Origin of the sequence: Prevotella sp. AM42-24, from assembly GCF_003461825.1 — a bacterium.
Classification (GTDB): Bacteria; Bacteroidota; Bacteroidia; order Bacteroidales; family Bacteroidaceae; genus Prevotella; species Prevotella hominis.
This window is the reverse complement of the sequence record NZ_QTXV01000066.1, coordinates 1-15,992: the sequence shown is the minus strand read 5'-3', so window position 1 is coordinate 15,992 and position 15,992 is coordinate 1. Positions and strand designations below refer to the sequence as shown.

The window sequence follows — 15,992 nt, the reverse complement described above, 5'->3', positions numbered from 1 at the left end:
GATGTGAAGCCAACATAATTGACTACGCAACATATGACTTGAAACTTGGTGCGATCACCCATCAGGATGTGGGACAAATGGATATGTACGTCCGTATGTATGATGAATTGAAGCATACGGAAGGCGACAATCCAACCATCGGTATCGTGCTTTGCTCTGAGACGAGCAAGGATATTGCACGTTATTCCATCCTCAAAGACAATGACCATCTCTTTGCAACAAAGTACAAGACTTATCTGCCGACAGAAGAACAGCTTCGCACGGAGATAGAACGCCAGAAGCAATTGTTCTATTTGCAGCATGAAGGTAAGGCAAAACATAACAATAATAAATGACAAGGAGAAACAAGATATGAATGAACCAAAAATAAGATTTCAAGGATTTGAGAGGGAATGGAAAAGTGGAAAAATAGAAGAAGTTGCGGCTTTGCAAGGAGGCTATGCTTTTCAGAGTTCCTCGTTTTGTAAAGATGGAGTCCCTATTGTTAGAATTGTAAATATTTTATATTCTGGAGAGATTGAGGGGAAGCCATATAAATTGCTTATAGATGAAGGACAGGTCAGATTTGCTGCGGAAGATGCGCACAAAGATTGATCGGTTAAGGTTCAACATTAAAATGAGTTGACAATGAACAATGAGAATTTAGTATATAGCCATACTGCATATTTTAATATTTTGAAGACTCGTGGAATGCAAGGACTTCAAAAGAATATGCCGTTGTGGAAGTTCAAGCTATCAGAAGAAGAGTATGAAGCTTTGAAACAAACGCTAAGATGTCATACAAGCGACCTCGCCAAATATGGTGAGGAAGCCGCTTTGTGCTATGCTGAATGGTGGCGAAGAGACTATCGGGGGACTATCCCATCCAAAGAGGATGTTGCTATGGGTATAGGCTTGCATAGGCGTTTGGGGGATGACTTGTATATGGCTGCCAGAAAAGCTTTGCAGAAGCATGGGTACGCATTCCTGCATTCTTTGAAAGGTACAGAGTATTTCCGTACTCTATTGAATCAAGGTGGACTTCCTGTCAACTATATTAAGAACAGTGGCAATATTGGCTATTTCTCTAAATTCTTGAAAGAGTTGGTGAGCGAGTTGTCTTCAATCAATCTTGACTGGAATGAGGTGGATAATTCTATCATACAGCAGTTTAACTGTATTTCATATTTGGGTAAGGCTTTTAGAAATGAAAACATATATGATGTTTCCATGCAGATAGCCCATGCCATCATCGTGGGAGAAAAAGAACTTCTCCCTTATGATGATACAGATGTCTCGCTCGCAGAGCTTACCAAGTCTTTGGAAACCGCATATAGTCGAGCTAAAGCTCAGCGCAAAACACGCCCTCTGTCCTTGCATTGGAAGCTCAGAACTTTTGGACAGGGACAAGGAAAACTTTACGTCAATATGGAAGTTGTCAAGGATATTTCGTCTGATTCCATACCAGGTTTAAATATAACTACGTGCTATTCCTTCGATGTGTTTGTTGCAGGAACGCTTGTAGGTAAGTATGTGAGAAAAGATAATGTTAGAGACGAAGAAGGTAATGTCCTGTATGCTGTGTATACTCGCATTACAGTGGGTATGCATAGCGATATCTTGTGGACTGGTGAGCCTGTAGTAGAGGTGAAGGTAAGATGTGACAACGATGATCGACTATTCTTGACTATTGCAGGTTGCTATCCTCCAAACTTTTACTATCCGCAGGTATTCCAGATGTTGGATGACAATCTCTATAGTATGTCAGAAACTGCCAATGCAGAGAATAACGTAGCAATATTTTCTCATGAGTGGAAAAATGGCAAATCCTTGCCTATAACCATTTGTGACAAAGAACTCTATTATAACGCATTTACGGATGAGTTGGATTTACAAAACTCTGAAACAGGTGAAGATGTTAAGTTGACCAATAACTTTACACCATATACCGTAGAGTTTTCTGGCAACTATATTTCTTGGGTTGAAAAGTCAAACTATAAATTGCTTTCAACTATACCTTTTATTCGTGTGTATGACCAAGAGAAAAATCGTGTTCACAACTCCACAGTAAAATATAGATTCAGAAACGACAACTATATAAAATGGCGTAGCTTGAAGTCTTCCTGTGTCTTTCCTTGCGGATTGGTAGATATACGTGTGGAGTTGCCTGATGGACATACGGTTACGGAAACATTCTATTCAATAGGAAAATTGAAGTTTACTTCTGATAATGAAAGTGTCTTCTCTACGAACATCATTTGCTCGTGTGGTGTAGATATGCTTCCTAAAATTAATATGCAGGATGGAGTTGATATTACGCAATTAGGAGTTAACAAATGGATGGTTAAACGAAGTAAAGACAGTAAGTTTACACCATCGGTATGTGAATTCAGCCTTTACTGTGCTGGGAATCCAACCTTGCGTTTGTCCATAGCCATTCCTTTTGATGGAGTGACTGTTACGGATATACAAGGAAATATCGTACCAAATGGAAAGATTGTTTCATTGGCAAACTTGACAAACTTTTGTGTTGTAAGCCATGGTTGTTATGGTAAAAAACGCAATATAGATGTGTCATACGTTTCTGATAAGGTTGAAGATTATAGCTTGTTGAAACATTTGCGCAGTAAGGTGATAGATGGGTTGGTATCTCTCGCTGACTATAATGACCTTATTGTTCGCATGTTTAATCTGTATGGAGCTAATAGTTTTGACCGTTCCAGTTCCGTAGCCATGAATATTTATGGTACAGAGATATTCATTAGAAAATTCGTATTGGAGTCAACCATTGAAGACGGAAAAATAAGGGTCATCGACAGCACAGAAGAAGATACTGATGATTTTCTCTATGATGGCGAAGTTTATGCGTTTCCTGTTGGAGATGAACTTTCATCAGAAGACTTCTTTGTTGTAAAATTGGAGCGATTAGATAATTCTGAGAATCTGTTCACATTCCCAGATGACTTTAATCAACAAGAGGTCGTTGTATTTTCGGGTCCAGAGGCAAAGCGTAGGATGATTCCAAAATATTACAATAGGGAGGCTTATGATTTCGATAAACAAGAAAGAGCTGCACGTTCTTCAAGCAATACAAAAGATTGGTATGAGGCTTTGAAAAATGAGGATGTCATGATGGGCAAACATTGGAAAGGTGTATGTAAGGCATTTGACATCTGTAGTCGATATAATTTGCCTTTCCCAACGTATAATGGATTAAAGCCACTTGGGCGCAACTCCAAATTGTTGGCAAAGTTTGTCATTGCCATGTGGCTTAACGAGTACAAGGATGTCTTGTTGCAAGATATTGATAGGTTTGAGCAAGAGATGGTTGTTGCAATTCATTGGATTCCTGCCAAAATTTGGGAGGAATGTATTGATGAATTTTTGGCAAGTGTTCCTGAAGCAATACAGCCTATAATGTTTGGAAAAATGCAGTCTTTGGTGGAACTGTTGCAAGAATTGTTTAATTCGACAGTGTCTACAGACATAGCGCAAGCTTTTGCGGCTTTCCTTGTTTCTGGTAATATTGATGCAGAAAGAGCGTTTAACATTGCAGATATCAATGCTTATTGTGCAAAAATACATGGTTTGTCTGATACGAATAAAGACTTGCCGATTGCTAAATTTTCATTGAGCAATGCTTATTACAATCAGGGTCAAAAATTGTTGCCTTCATATAGGGTTATGTTGGAGGCTGCTATGTGTGCTGCAGAAAATACTTGTCTTCAAGAGAATCGCATAAATTTGTTCGCTTGGGAAAATAGGGAGTTTGCTCGTATTGTCAATTTCTACAGAAAGTATTTCAAAGAGACATATAGCGACATTTTCTTCAAAACGGTTAAATATATTAATACATTAGATAGATAAGATATGAATTACGCAGATTTCTATACATCCGCAGAAAAAGTGCTTATAGACTCCTTGGTATCTCTCTGGCTCAGAGGTAAAGCCAAGGAACAGGCATATATGCGCCATATTTTATCAAAGGAAGAACCTTTGATGGCGGAACCTGTGTTTCAATCTATATTTCCTTGGGAAAGTAGCAAGGAAACCTTTGGTGAGCATGCCACAAAATTGCATATACTATCCCCTTCTTTCGTGGAGGCTTTGGGTAGTGACAAGGTTGATGAGGAAATGAGATTTCCTATGAGTCGTTGCCCTTATAAGCATCAGACAAAAAGTTGGAAGACAATGTTGTCTGGTGAGGGTAAAACGATTGTCGTTACCTCTGGTACTGGTTCAGGAAAGACGGAGTGTTTTATGATACCTGTCCTTCAAGATTTAGCAAACAGAAATGAGAAGAATTGTGTTCAGGCTATCTTTCTCTATCCTCTCAATGCCTTGATGAAGAGCCAACAAAAGCGTATTCATGCCTGGTGTAATGCACTTCCCAACAAAGTCACTTATGCCATTTATAATGGTGACACAGAAAAGAGCAAAAGAACAGAGAGTTTTACCTCTAAGTTCTTCCCTCAATTGGTAACTCGTCCACAAATTCGTGAAACCCCTCCACAGGTGTTGTTTACGAATCCGACGATGCTAAACTACATGTTGGTACGTGCTGAGGATAAAGCTATTTTGGAAAAGTCACAAGGCAAACTGAAATGGATCTTGCTTGATGAAGCCCATACCTATACGGGGTCTTCTGCTGCGGAATTGTCGTTGCAGTTGCGCCGTGTTCTTGATGCTTTTGGGGTAACTATTGATCAGGTTAACTTTGCCGTAACATCTGCAACAATAGGTGATGAGGACGTTCCTGCTGCTGAACAAAAATTGAAGACGTTTGTCTCACAATTAACAGGTAAGCCTGCTGATAGTATCGTGGTGATTGGTGGAAAACGAATCGTTCCAGAAATGGATGCAGCCAAAGCAACAGTGGCAATAGAAAGCGTAAATGCTAAATATGGGACAAAGATTTCTCTTGCAGATATTGAGAGACTTCGCAAAAAACTGAATGCCAATCCTGTGCTTTCTACCAAGCAGATTGCAAAGCAATTGGATAGTGTTATAAGTAAAGACACTGTAAAATCACTTGAAGTAATAAATGCTTTGGGCGACAAAGTCGATGGATTGAATAAAGCAGATGGTGGAAAGGCGGCATTGTTACCTTCTAGAATCCACTATTTTATACGTTCAATTAATGGCGTGTATGCTTGTGTGAATCCAGAGTGCAGCCGACATCAGAAGATTAGATTGGGGATAGGCAGCTTAACTACCTATCAGAACACTAATTGTCCTGTTTGTAAATCCAAAATGTTGGAGGTCGCAACCTGTCCTTCATGTGGTGGTTTGATTGTCGTAGGAGAAAATAGCACATCGGAAGGATTCCGAATGCATGTAAATACAGTGGATTTGGATAATGGTGTGTTCTTTGATACGGATGAGGATCTTATAACAAGCGAAGATCTTAGTGTTGATAACGGTAGGGTAAGACAAGAAGCTGCAGGATATACGCCTTTCTATTTCGCAAAACCTTCTAAGCCTTGTTTGCGTCATCATACTCATGTGGAAAAGCATGTCTTTAATCATGAGAAAAACAAGATAGAAATTGCTCCAGATGATGCAGATAAGGCAACTGTATTTGAGTCTTTGCGTCATTCGGAAAACAACAAGGACTTATGCCCTTATTGTGGCAATTCTTTAGGTCACGTTAATTATTTACGAGCAAGTGCGACCCAGATGGGGCGTGCCTTGGCCACAACTATCTTGGATAATGCGGAAGAGGTAAAGAGTACTGATTCTGAAATTCTGTACAAAGGCAAAAAGTATATAACTTTTACCGATAACAGACAAGGTTCTGCTCGTACAGCTATGGGATTAAATCAAGATGTAGAACGTGCTTGGATTCGTGCCAGCATTTTTCATAAAATGGCTGATATGAGGCTAGAAGGAATAGAACCTTCAGGCTTAACGCCAGAAGAAGAAACAGCATACCAATATCTTAAGGCGCAGGGAAAGGAAAACTTACCTCCTTTACTTCAAACACAAATGGATGTTCTTGAAGCAAAAAAAAGTGGAAAGGATGTTATTCCTGCACCACCAGAAGTATCGTTTGATGAGATTAGTACGACGTTGGAAAATAATACTGATTTCAGAAAGCTTTATAAGCATATCAATGAGGCACGTGGAGGGAATGGCGCAGAAAACACGACAGTTTATCTCAGAGCGTTGTTGATAGATCAATTTGGTTGGATTCCAAAGCGAGCAAATTCTATGGAAACCATGGGATTTGTACGATTGGTATATCCTGACTTGAAAAAGGCAAAATGTCCAGAAGTTCTTTTGTCTAAGGGGTGTAAAGATGAAGATTGGCAAAACTTTCTGAAAATCAGCATCGACTATGTTGTTCGTGGTGGCAGACATTACATGATGGCAGGAGATGTCAAGCCTTATTTGACACAGAATATCTATATGTCAGAAATCTATCCAAAGGATTCTGATAAGCGTGTAAATGGGAAGCCTGTGAGTAAATGGCCAGTTGTGAAACAGAGACTGGATGGAACAGTACAAGATGACCAAAATAGATTAGTACTTCTTCTTTGTGCTGTTTTAGGTTATGATGATGCTGAGCAGATTGATGCAGGTAAGGTTCGCATCATCAATAGTCTTTTGGATAAAGCTTGGGGATTTTTGACATCAAACATACTTGCCCCTGTAGATACTGAAGACAAGGGATATATGTTGGAGTTGATAGGAAAAAAGGTGAAATTGCAATTGATAGAAAAAGGTTACCTTTGCCCTGTGGATAATGTCGTCGTAGATGTGACCTTCCATGGCTACAGCCCTCGAATGAACGGCTATATAGGGAAAGAAAACTTTGATAGATTCAAGGCTGTAACAACATTTGAATATCCATATTTCCCATTCAAGTCGGCTGAGCTGGATGACAAGAAAATCGCTGCGTGGATTGATGGGAATTTATCTTCTCAGAAAGAACATGGTGTTTATACAGGTTTGCATGAGAGAGTTTATGCCCAAAAACCGATTTTTATTTCTGCTGAGCATTCTGCACAGCAATCTCGTGAAGATTTGGATAAATATGAGAAGGAGTTCAATGAGGGACATCTAAATGTGTTGTCATGCTCTACAACTATGGAAATGGGTGTGGATATTGGTGGCATTAGTGAGGTGGTTATGAACAATGTGCCGCCAAAATCCGCTAATTATCTGCAACGTGCAGGTCGTGCAGGTCGTAGAAATGAGTCAAAAGCTTTGGCTCTGACTTTTTGCGCCCCTAACCCTATAGGTACAAATACATGGAAGCATCCTGATTATCCAATTACGCATTTGACCGAGACACCTTTGTTGAAGTTGGAAAGCCGTCAGTTGATCCAACGTCATGTAAATGCTATGGTATTTGCTGATTTCGTGTCATTGCAGGGTGGAATACGAGTTACGGCCAAGTTGGAAGATTTCTTTGTAACAATGGATGGACTATGCTATTATGACAAGTTCTTGAATCACATAGATGGCATAATTGGTGGTAATAGAAATGAACTTGAGGCATCATATAAGGCCTTGGTGAAGGGCCTGCGTTGGACAACATTCCGTTGAGTGATGCAGTTTACTCTACGAAAAAAGATATTATAGCTATTCGTGGGCTATGCCAAGCACGCATAGACAGTTTGGACAAAACAATAAAATTGTTAGAGGAAGAAGATGGAAATGGTGCAGCATTAAGATCTGTACAGCATCAAAAGGACAATTTTCTTTCAACATCTCTCCTAACTTATATGGCAGAATATTCGTTCTTGCCAAGTGCTGGCATACCTACAGGTTTGGTGCAATGTGTATTGGGTAAGAACAGTGAGAAAAATTCTCCAACTATGCATTTAAGCCAAGCTATTTCTGCCTATGCTCCTGGCAAGCAGGTTGTGAAGAATGAATGGATATATCAGCCTGCTGGAATTTTAATGAAGACGAAGTATGATGATAATACGACAAGATACGTACTGCAAAATTGTACGCATTGTGGTTATACCGTTATTCGGCAAGGTAATGTCCTGAACGATTGCCCTAAGTGCGGCAAGGAAAATTCAATGCATGGAATTAAGGACATGAGTATTTCGACAGAGCAACGTTTTACAGAAGTGGTTGAGCCTGTAGCATTCAGCGTGGCATTTGGCTCAAAGCCAACTCGAAAAATGAAAGCACAAGGAGAGATGAGCTTTGTTCAACCTGTGTTTTTGAAAATGGATCCATGGCAAGAAAAGACTTCAGCTGCCAAAATGGTTGTGCGGTGCTCAACAAACGAGTCTGAAATATTGTTCTATAATAGAGGTAGAAGTACCTTTGGTTTTGCTTTTTGTCCTTATTGTGGTAGGATGGAGTATGAACAAAGTCCTGATTACTCAGATAATATTCTTGTAGGTCATAAGCATTTATCTACAGGTCTTCCATGTCCTGGAGGTGAGGCAAATGGCAGAATTATTAGAAGACATGTTCTGCTTGTTGGTCGTTATCAGACAGATTTTGTAGAAGTTAAATTCTATGACGCAGCAAATGTCTTGGTAAGAGATAGTGAAATGCTATATTCATTGGGTGTCGTCTTGAGTAGAAAACTAACAGAATTGTTGGGCGTAAATGATGGAGAGATTGATTTTGGTTATAATGAGGCTAGTCATTCTATCTTCATTTATGATACGGCTCTCGGGGGAGCTGGCTATTCTCCACTTTTCCGTGAGTATAAAGACAAGGTGTTGGAAAAAGCTTATGAAGCATTAGCGAAGTGTGATTGTGAGCGTTCTTGCACCAAGTGCTTGATTGACCGCAGATCTCAGTGGTATATCAATTACTTGAACCGTCAAAAGGCTTTAGAGTGGTTAGAAATGGAGCGCAATTCAAGAGTAGCTCCAGAGTCAATCGTGTCTGATATTCCTGATGCTTCCGCAGTAACAACTGATTTTGCGACGGAATTCTACCAACTTACTCGCAATGATAACGTGAAGTCTTTAAAAGTCTTTGTGGATAATGAGTATGATAGTTGGCAATTTGATGATTTTTCTTATGGAAAATTGTTGAGTGAACTTTCTCTTTCTGGTGTTGATGTGGCTTATGTTTTGAACAAGAACATACAGTTATCGTCATGTTCCGCTTCGTCTAAAGCTATTTTAATGGCAGCACTGTTTAAGAACAGGTTCGAGTATGTAAAGGTTGGGCTAAAAGAATCATTGAAACCATTACTTGCCGTAACGTTCAGTGATGGAACGAGCAAGATGTATTTTGGTGAAAATGTCGATGTCTCTTTGAATGCTAATTGGGGTGATGGAGATGTGTTCTCTTCTTTAAGTAATATTCGGATGGAATATGTTCCTATTAATCCGTCCGATATTTTGTCAGAAATGAATGCAGATGATGGCTCTGTTATGTTTGACGCTCGTATCTTGGAAGATTGCAGAGTCAACAATTTGTGCGAAAAGTTGATGAAATACAAATCTGAGAAATGGGATAGAATTATTCCAAGTATGAGAGGAAAGAATGTTTCAGTGACCTATTCTGACCGTTATTTGGTCACTCCGTTGGGTTGCATCCTTTTGGCCCATTTCATTGCGGATGTTCAGCAAAAACTTCAACTCAATATAGTTTCGTTGAATATCTATGTTAAGAAGCCTAACGGTGATGCCTATGGTAATCAAAGGATTGGCTTGGAAAGAGAATACGGAGACAATGTTGCCAGAAACAGTTTCATGGAAGATGCAATCAGGGAGATAGCTGGCATAACTCCTGAAATTGTGGATTACGGCTATATAGAGCATGAACGCTGTATGTCCATAAAAACAGCAGACGAGGAACTTTGTATTCGTCCTGACGCTGGTATTGCTCATGGATGGAATTTGTTTGGAAGAAGCAACTCTGACTGTACGGACGATGACTTTAGATACGATTGGGATATGGATGTTCCATTGTATAATAAAAAGAAAAATTACTCTGGAATCTTGTATACGATTTCATATAATAAGCTATAATAAATGAATTGATGCAGAAAGATTGCAAAGGGTTGAATTTATTTTACGATTAAAATAGTTGCGATATGGAGAAAATTGCAAGAATATGTTGGAATACCCATGACTGGGAATGACATTCGGGAAGCGAATGAAAGTCTCAGTATGGGGATTCCTATGAAAACAAGATAGGATTTGGGCATGAGGAATGGCTTTTGGCTGACTCACGTATTTATGAGTCTGATGGCTATCACTATGCCTTTTTCAACCAATGAATGTTGATAGAGGTAAGCATATTGGTATGGAGTATGACATTCATTTGTTTACCAATATCTCCTTGCAAGCAGAAAGTTCGCGATTGATAGAACTGATAGTTGATAGTTAATAATGGTTAAGGACTGATGGCTTTGTAATTCTTAATGATTCCCAATAGAAAAATCCCTGCTGTAGGAAAGGCTTCCTATGGCAGGGATTTTTCTTTTCCTTAATAACTCTATCCTTTCAAGTCCTTATCCACCATGGCGCAGACACAGGAGTCTGACCAGACATTCTCTGCCGTCTCTACCATGTCGATAATGGTATAGATTGGCAGGATGATACCCATGATGCCGATAGGAGCATTGATGCCGGACATCAGAGATAGGGTCAGAAAATAACATCCCATCGGCACTCCTGCATTACCCACTGCTGAGATAACTGAAATGAAGAGCCAGAGAATCATCGTAGTCCAAGGTAAAGGCATTCCTCCATTCTGCATCAGGAACAAGGAGGTTACGAGGATAAACGCAGCGCAACCATTCATGTTGATGGTAGTACAGATAGGCAATACGAAGCGGGAAACCTGATTGGAAACTCCCAGTCTATCTTCTGCTGTCTGCATCGTCACCGGCAACGTAGCAGCAGAACTCTTTGTAAATAGAGCCATTAATACTGCCGGCATCATCTTGCCCAGTGTACGCACAGGATTTAAGCCTCTTGCCAAGAGGAAGAGCGGGAGGATGATGAAGAATTGAATGACATTACCTCCCAGGATAACAGCTACGTACTTTCCTATGGAAGCCATCACGATACCCGCAGAGAACTGGGCTGAGAGTTGTGCTGCAAAGGCAACGATACCCAGAGGCAGAGCCCAGATTAATCCATGAATCAGCATGAAAAGCAGATCCTGTAATCCAAACAATCCCTTCATCACGACTTCTTTCTTATCGCTTGATGGCATTTTGGTTAAAGCAATACCTGCTGCTGCCGCCAAAATCAGGATGGAGAGTACATTTCCTTCGGCAAACGGCTTGATGATGTTGTTGGGTATTACCCCAAGAATATGGTCATAATAGCTGGTTTCTCCCAGCTTTTGGGGAACATCTGCCATACCGCTCTGTACCAAGGCTGTAGGTAAATTGCCTGGAGAAACGATGTTGTAGAGCACCAGTCCCACTGCTGCAGCTGCTATTGTCGTAAGCAGGGTGTAGGTGATGGCGTGGCGGAATATCTTGCCGGTATCTGCCTGGTTGCCCAAGGATGCCAGGGTTGTGATGACAGCCAAGGCTATGGTTGGTACTGCCAGAAGTTGGAATAAGCGGGTATAGACTGTGGCGATGAAATTCATCAGGCCATCCAGCCAGCTGATGCCGAACATACCCAAGACTGCGCCTACTATCAAAGCGCCAATCCATAGTACCAGCTGCCGAGTTTGCTTATTCTTCACTCCTTTTTGCTTACTGCTGCCAGTATTGCTATCCGGCTGTCTATTTCCCATATCATTTATTGTTTTTCCCATGATTTTAAATTATTATTTTTTTAGACAAAAGTATTCTCCTTATTCCAGCCCCCACATATCATTCAGCATACTGATTGCTGACTCCGAGCGGAATACATGATCGCGGAAGGTGATGATACCTTCGGGAGCAAGGTGGGCTTCGAAGGAATTCACCAGGAAATCTGCTTCGAGCAGAATGCGGTGGTCGAGGCTGGTAACATCTTGATAAGTATGATGATGGGCAATGAGCCAGCAGATTCTTTCTATCTGTGCGGCTGTGAATCCATCTACTTCTGACAGTACTTTTTTTGCCTCGTCAGGACCCAGTTCTTCCTGGTGCTTGCCATCGCAGTTGCCGTATCTGGCTTGTGAAACGTGAATGCCTACATCGTGAAGAATGGCTGCTGCTTCGAGCACGAAGAGTTCTTCTCCGTTCATTCCCTCTGCTATCGCAATCATACGGGCAAAGTCGTGCACCTTTACGAAATGCTGGATGAGTGGCGCATCGCCACCATCGTACTTAATCATCGCCCTCATCAGTTGGGCGAGTGTCAATTCCTTGTTTGTCATAATCTTATGTTTTTTAAATTCTTTTTTTCTTATTCCAATTACCTATAGCCACCATATGCTACGCCTCCAGCAGGAAGGTTAATCCGCTGATTCCGATATAGGCATAGATGATGTATTTGAGTAGGGAGCCGCTGAGGTGCCTGAACACCCAGGAGCCTATCAGGTTGCCGATGAAGACTCCCGCTATTCCATACACATAACCTATGGAGACCGTGGTGGTGAAGAAACCATTGTAGGCTCTTGCCAGTGTCATCATCAGATTGCCTGCCAGGAAATAGGTCTGCGTCATCGCCAGATAGTGTTCCTTGTCTGGCTCTGAACTTACGAAGTAGAGCACGGCTGGGGGACCCTGCATTCCGAAGAATCCTCCCATCAGTCCGCTCAATGTTCCTGCCGTAACCTGCACGGGCAGCGTAGTCTTCACCTTGATGCGCTTGCTGAAGAAGGCGAAGTAGATGCTCACGATGATCAGCGTAATACCGAGCAATATGTTCAGTATGTGATATTCCATCCGCTTGAGCACGAAGATAGCTCCGATGGAGATGATGATGAAGGTAAACAGTATGGGCAGCAGCCGTTTCCAGGTGATGTACTTGTATTTCTGAATGACGATAATCAGCGAGGTGGTCATCGCCAGGATGCCCGAGAGGGTTGTTGCCTCACCGAAGGAAGGCATGATAGAGGGGAGCATCGTCATGATGAAGATGCCAAAACCGAAGCCAGTGGTGCGTTGTACAAAACTGGCTCCGATGCTCAAAAGAAAAAGTTCGATGACAATATTGTCCATTCTGCTGTAGGCTTATTGATGGATGTAATCCAGAATCTGCTCAGCATGAATCTTGGTCTTGATTTCCTTAGGAGTGAAGATTTTTTCGATGACGCCTTCTTCGTTGACGAGATAGGTGGTGCGGAGGATTCCGATGGTCTTTCTGCCGCAGGTTACCTTCTCACCCCAGCAGCCGAGTTCCTGCAACAGGGTGGTCTCGGTATCAGCAATAAGAGGGAACTGCAGGCCCTTGGTTTCTGCAAACTTCTTCTGCAGTGCCTGCTTGTCCTTGCTCACACCGATAATCTCGTAACCGGCAGCTGCCAGTTCCTCCTTATGAGCCTGCAGGGAGCAGGCTTCGGCAGTGCATCCGCTGGTGTTAGCCTTCGGATAACTGTAGAGCACAATCTTGCGACCACGAAAATCGCTTGCCTTGATTTCACGTCCGTCCTGGTCAATGCCAAGAATCTCAGGTATTTTATCTCCTACATTCATAATTGTAATTTTTAAATTTGTTTTCTGTTCTTTTTATCACTAACTATTGATGATAAATCAAATGCAAAAATACAATATTTATTCTAATGGAGAAATGAATTAGCCTTTTTTAATTTAATATGCCAACAGGATTTAACGATACCCATACGTTTTTGCCATTTTTCCTTTGTCATTTCGAATAAAATGGGCAATACAAGATTTAAAGCTCTTGAAGCCTTGAGGGAATTTTATGACGTCTATTATATATTATCATCCTGACTGAGCATGAGCGCCCATAATAAGAAACTTATACATGAAACTATGCCTCTCTCCTCTGTCTCTGACAGTTTGTTTTGGGAATCTGTTACAAATACCCCTTTATAACTCTATCTTTTGTCATAAAGCGCCCCTTTATAACTCTATCTTTTGTCATAAAACACCCCTTTATAACTCTATCTTTTGTCATAAAACACCTCTTCATAACTCTATCTTTTGTCATAAAATACCCATTTATAACTCTATCTTTTAGCAAAGTTAACATAAAATAATTGCATATCTCGTTAATAATCAGTATTTTTGCAACTGTATAATCATAAAGACGCAAAGATATGGATAAATACTTGTCAAGAAGCATCGACCAGGCTTTACTGGAATGGAAGGATAATCCTCGAAGAAAACCGCTTTTGGTGAGGGGCGCCCGACAGGTAGGCAAGTCGAGCACCATTCGGCATTTAGGCAAGAACTTCAAATATTTTTTGGAAGTTAATGTGGAAAGAAATCCTGAGGTGATGGAATTCTTTAAGGGCAGTCGTGATGTGAAGAGCATTGCTGCTAAGCTCTCCGACTTCTTTAATGTGCCAGTTGTTCCGGGCGAAACCCTTCTTTTCCTTGATGAGATACAAAAGTGTGAAGACGTCATTCATAGCCTTTGGTTTTTTAAGGAAGATTATCCCGAACTTCATGTCATTGCTGCAGGTTCGCTCTTGGAGTTTGCGCTGAAGAATTTGTCATCATTTGGAGTGGGCAGAGTAAGTTCCCTGTTTGTCTATCCGATGTCTTTTGATGAATTCCTGACAGCAACGAGACAAGAGGGGCTTCTTAGAATCAAGCGAAATAGCAGTCCTACGAATCCGCTTCCCGAGGCATTCTATAATAGGTTGGTGGAAGCCTTCCGAAGTTATATGCTGGTTGGCGGAATGCCAGAAGCCGTGGCAACCTACACGGAGACAGGATCTTATCGCTATAGTAGTGACATTGTAAACGAAATCATTCAGGGCTATCAGGACGATTTTGCCAAATACGGAGCCAAGGCAAATCCTCTGCTTTTGCGCCAAACTCTCATAAGTGTAGCGCATCAGGCAGGAGCCAAGTTTGTTTGCAGTAGGGTAGAAGGGCAATATCGTTCGGCAGAAGTAAAGGTGGCTTTGAAGATGCTGAAGGATGCCGGGCTAATCATACCGACCTATCATACGGATGCCAATGGGGTGCCGCTTGGAGCTGAAATCAATGAGCGGGTAGTAAAATATCTGATTCATGATACTGGCGTGCTACTTGGTATTCTGGGAATAGATGATGATATCGATGAGCGCATCAAGGAGATGATGGTGGCAGACTCCATCGATCTTGTTGACAAGGGGCATGTGGCAGAGATGATGGCGGGTTTGGAACTTATCAAATATTCTTCTCCGCAGACGCGGCACCAGTTGTACTATTGGCAAAATATGAACAAAGGTACTTGTGCCGAGGTGGATTATGTGATAGCTCGCAGTGGCAGCATCGTTCCGATAGAAGTAAAATCGGGCGTGAAGGGTTCTATGAGCAGTATGTATTCGCTGATGCGCAATCCGCAGAAGCATATAGAAATGGGTATCCGCTGTTCTCTCGAAAATTTTGGTACATTCGCGAGTCCTAATGGCAAAAAGATAGACATCATTCCTCTTTATGCAATCTCCAATTTATTTGCGGAGAAGTAGATGGGGGATATATAAATGATATAGTTATGAGCAACGATAAAAAAACAATAAAGGAAATGCGGGCAAACGAGATGACTCCGGCTTTTCCTACGCATCCTGGAGATGTTCTGAAGGATGAAATAGAATATCGTGGAATCTCTCAGCGACAGTTGGCGGAGGAAATGGGGATTGCCTATTCTGCTCTGAATGAAATTCTGAATGCTCGTCGCCCTGTGACGGAAAAAACAGCTTTGCTCTTTGAGGCTGCACTTGGAGTGAATGCTGAGCCTTTGTTGAAAATGCAGATGGGATATAATCTGCAATCAACTAAAAATGATTCTACCTTTATGGCCAGATTGGCAAAAGTAAGAAGGGTGGCTGCAGCCTTGTAAAAATAGTCTTCGTGGTTTCTGATATAAGTATCCATATCTTCCTCCTTAACAAGGATTGGACCTTTGATGTTTGTAAAGATGAAAGGGTAGCAGTCGTCATATTTTATATTGAAATAAAAATTGAGGGTGTGTCATAAGTCTGTGACGCACCCTTTTTTTGTG

Annotated in this window: 11 protein-coding genes; 7 read left to right on the top strand and 4 right to left on the bottom strand. The window is 41.3% G+C overall.

The genetic code is table 11. The features are described 5' to 3' along the window. The 5 genes from DW917_RS14135 to DW917_RS17810 all read left to right on the top strand — a co-directional run. Positions 1-335, top strand: a 335-nt coding sequence (locus DW917_RS14135; RefSeq protein ID WP_118119721.1) for a PDDEXK nuclease domain-containing protein, incomplete at its 5' end; no start/stop codon positions are given. 16 nt (positions 336-351) lie between these two features. Next, positions 352-594, top strand: a complete 243-nt coding sequence (locus DW917_RS14130; protein ID WP_147344202.1) for a restriction endonuclease subunit S — start codon at positions 352-354, stop codon at positions 592-594. 33 nt (positions 595-627) lie between these two features. Then, entirely contained in the window at positions 628-3,846 is a 3,219-nt protein-coding gene (locus tag DW917_RS14125; RefSeq protein ID WP_147344201.1) for a hypothetical protein, read from the top strand. Positions 3,847-3,849: 3 nt separating this feature from the next. Further along, positions 3,850-7,533, top strand: coding sequence for a DEAD/DEAH box helicase (locus DW917_RS17815; RefSeq protein WP_233524755.1), 3,684 nt, complete (start codon positions 3,850-3,852; stop codon positions 7,531-7,533). A gap of 71 nt (positions 7,534-7,604) precedes the next feature. Continuing rightward, positions 7,605-9,944, top strand: coding sequence for a DUF1998 domain-containing protein (locus DW917_RS17810; RefSeq protein ID WP_233524754.1), 2,340 nt, complete (start codon positions 7,605-7,607; stop codon positions 9,942-9,944). A gap of 469 nt (positions 9,945-10,413) precedes the next feature. Here the strand turns inward: DW917_RS17810 and DW917_RS14115 are convergent, their stop codons facing one another. Genes DW917_RS14115 through DW917_RS14100 form a run of 4 tightly spaced genes read right to left on the bottom strand, consistent with a single transcriptional unit; the run spans position 10,414 to position 13,507 of the window. Next, a complete protein-coding gene (locus tag DW917_RS14115) occupies positions 10,414-11,697 on the bottom strand; it encodes a dicarboxylate/amino acid:cation symporter (RefSeq protein WP_199545571.1) in 1,284 nt (427 codons plus the stop codon). Between the two features lie 39 nt (positions 11,698-11,736). Continuing rightward, the gene (locus DW917_RS14110; protein ID WP_118119713.1) at positions 11,737-12,246 is read right to left on the bottom strand and encodes an HD domain-containing protein; all 510 of its coding nucleotides are present in this window, start codon (positions 12,244-12,246) and stop codon (positions 11,737-11,739) included. 58 nt (positions 12,247-12,304) lie between these two features. After that, positions 12,305-13,033, bottom strand: coding sequence for a sulfite exporter TauE/SafE family protein (locus tag DW917_RS14105; protein ID WP_118119711.1), 729 nt, complete (start codon positions 13,031-13,033; stop codon positions 12,305-12,307). Between the two features lie 12 nt (positions 13,034-13,045). Then, complete coding sequence (locus DW917_RS14100; protein WP_118119709.1) at positions 13,046-13,507, bottom strand: peroxiredoxin; 462 nt, start codon at positions 13,505-13,507, stop codon at positions 13,046-13,048. Positions 13,508-14,094: 587 nt separating this feature from the next. Here DW917_RS14100 and DW917_RS14095 point away from each other — a divergent pair. Beyond that, positions 14,095-15,459 carry an ATP-binding protein gene (locus DW917_RS14095; RefSeq protein WP_118119707.1) on the top strand — a complete coding sequence of 455 codons (1,365 nt, stop codon included), beginning with the start codon at positions 14,095-14,097 and terminating at the stop codon, positions 15,457-15,459. A 26-nt stretch (positions 15,460-15,485) separates the two neighbouring features. After that, on the top strand, positions 15,486-15,830 hold the full coding sequence (locus DW917_RS14090) for a HigA family addiction module antitoxin (RefSeq protein ID WP_118119705.1): 345 nt from the start codon (positions 15,486-15,488) through the stop codon (positions 15,828-15,830). Positions 15,831-15,992 lie beyond the last annotated feature (162 nt).

Coding starts and splice junctions, on each gene's coding strand:
- DW917_RS14125 (WP_147344201.1), top strand. CDS start 628: ATGAACAATGAGAATTTAGTATATAGCCATACTGCATATTTTAATATT.
- DW917_RS17815 (WP_233524755.1), top strand. CDS start 3,850: ATGAATTACGCAGATTTCTATACATCCGCAGAAAAAGTGCTTATAGAC.
- DW917_RS14130 (WP_147344202.1), top strand. CDS start 352: ATGAATGAACCAAAAATAAGATTTCAAGGATTTGAGAGGGAATGGAAA.
- DW917_RS14105 (WP_118119711.1), bottom strand. CDS start 13,033: ATGGACAATATTGTCATCGAACTTTTTCTTTTGAGCATCGGAGCCAGT.
- DW917_RS14110 (WP_118119713.1), bottom strand. CDS start 12,246: ATGACAAACAAGGAATTGACACTCGCCCAACTGATGAGGGCGATGATT.
- DW917_RS14115 (WP_199545571.1), bottom strand. CDS start 11,697: ATGGGAAAAACAATAAATGATATGGGAAATAGACAGCCGGATAGCAAT.
- DW917_RS14095 (WP_118119707.1), top strand. CDS start 14,095: ATGGATAAATACTTGTCAAGAAGCATCGACCAGGCTTTACTGGAATGG.
- DW917_RS14090 (WP_118119705.1), top strand. CDS start 15,486: ATGAGCAACGATAAAAAAACAATAAAGGAAATGCGGGCAAACGAGATG.
- DW917_RS14100 (WP_118119709.1), bottom strand. CDS start 13,507: ATGAATGTAGGAGATAAAATACCTGAGATTCTTGGCATTGACCAGGAC.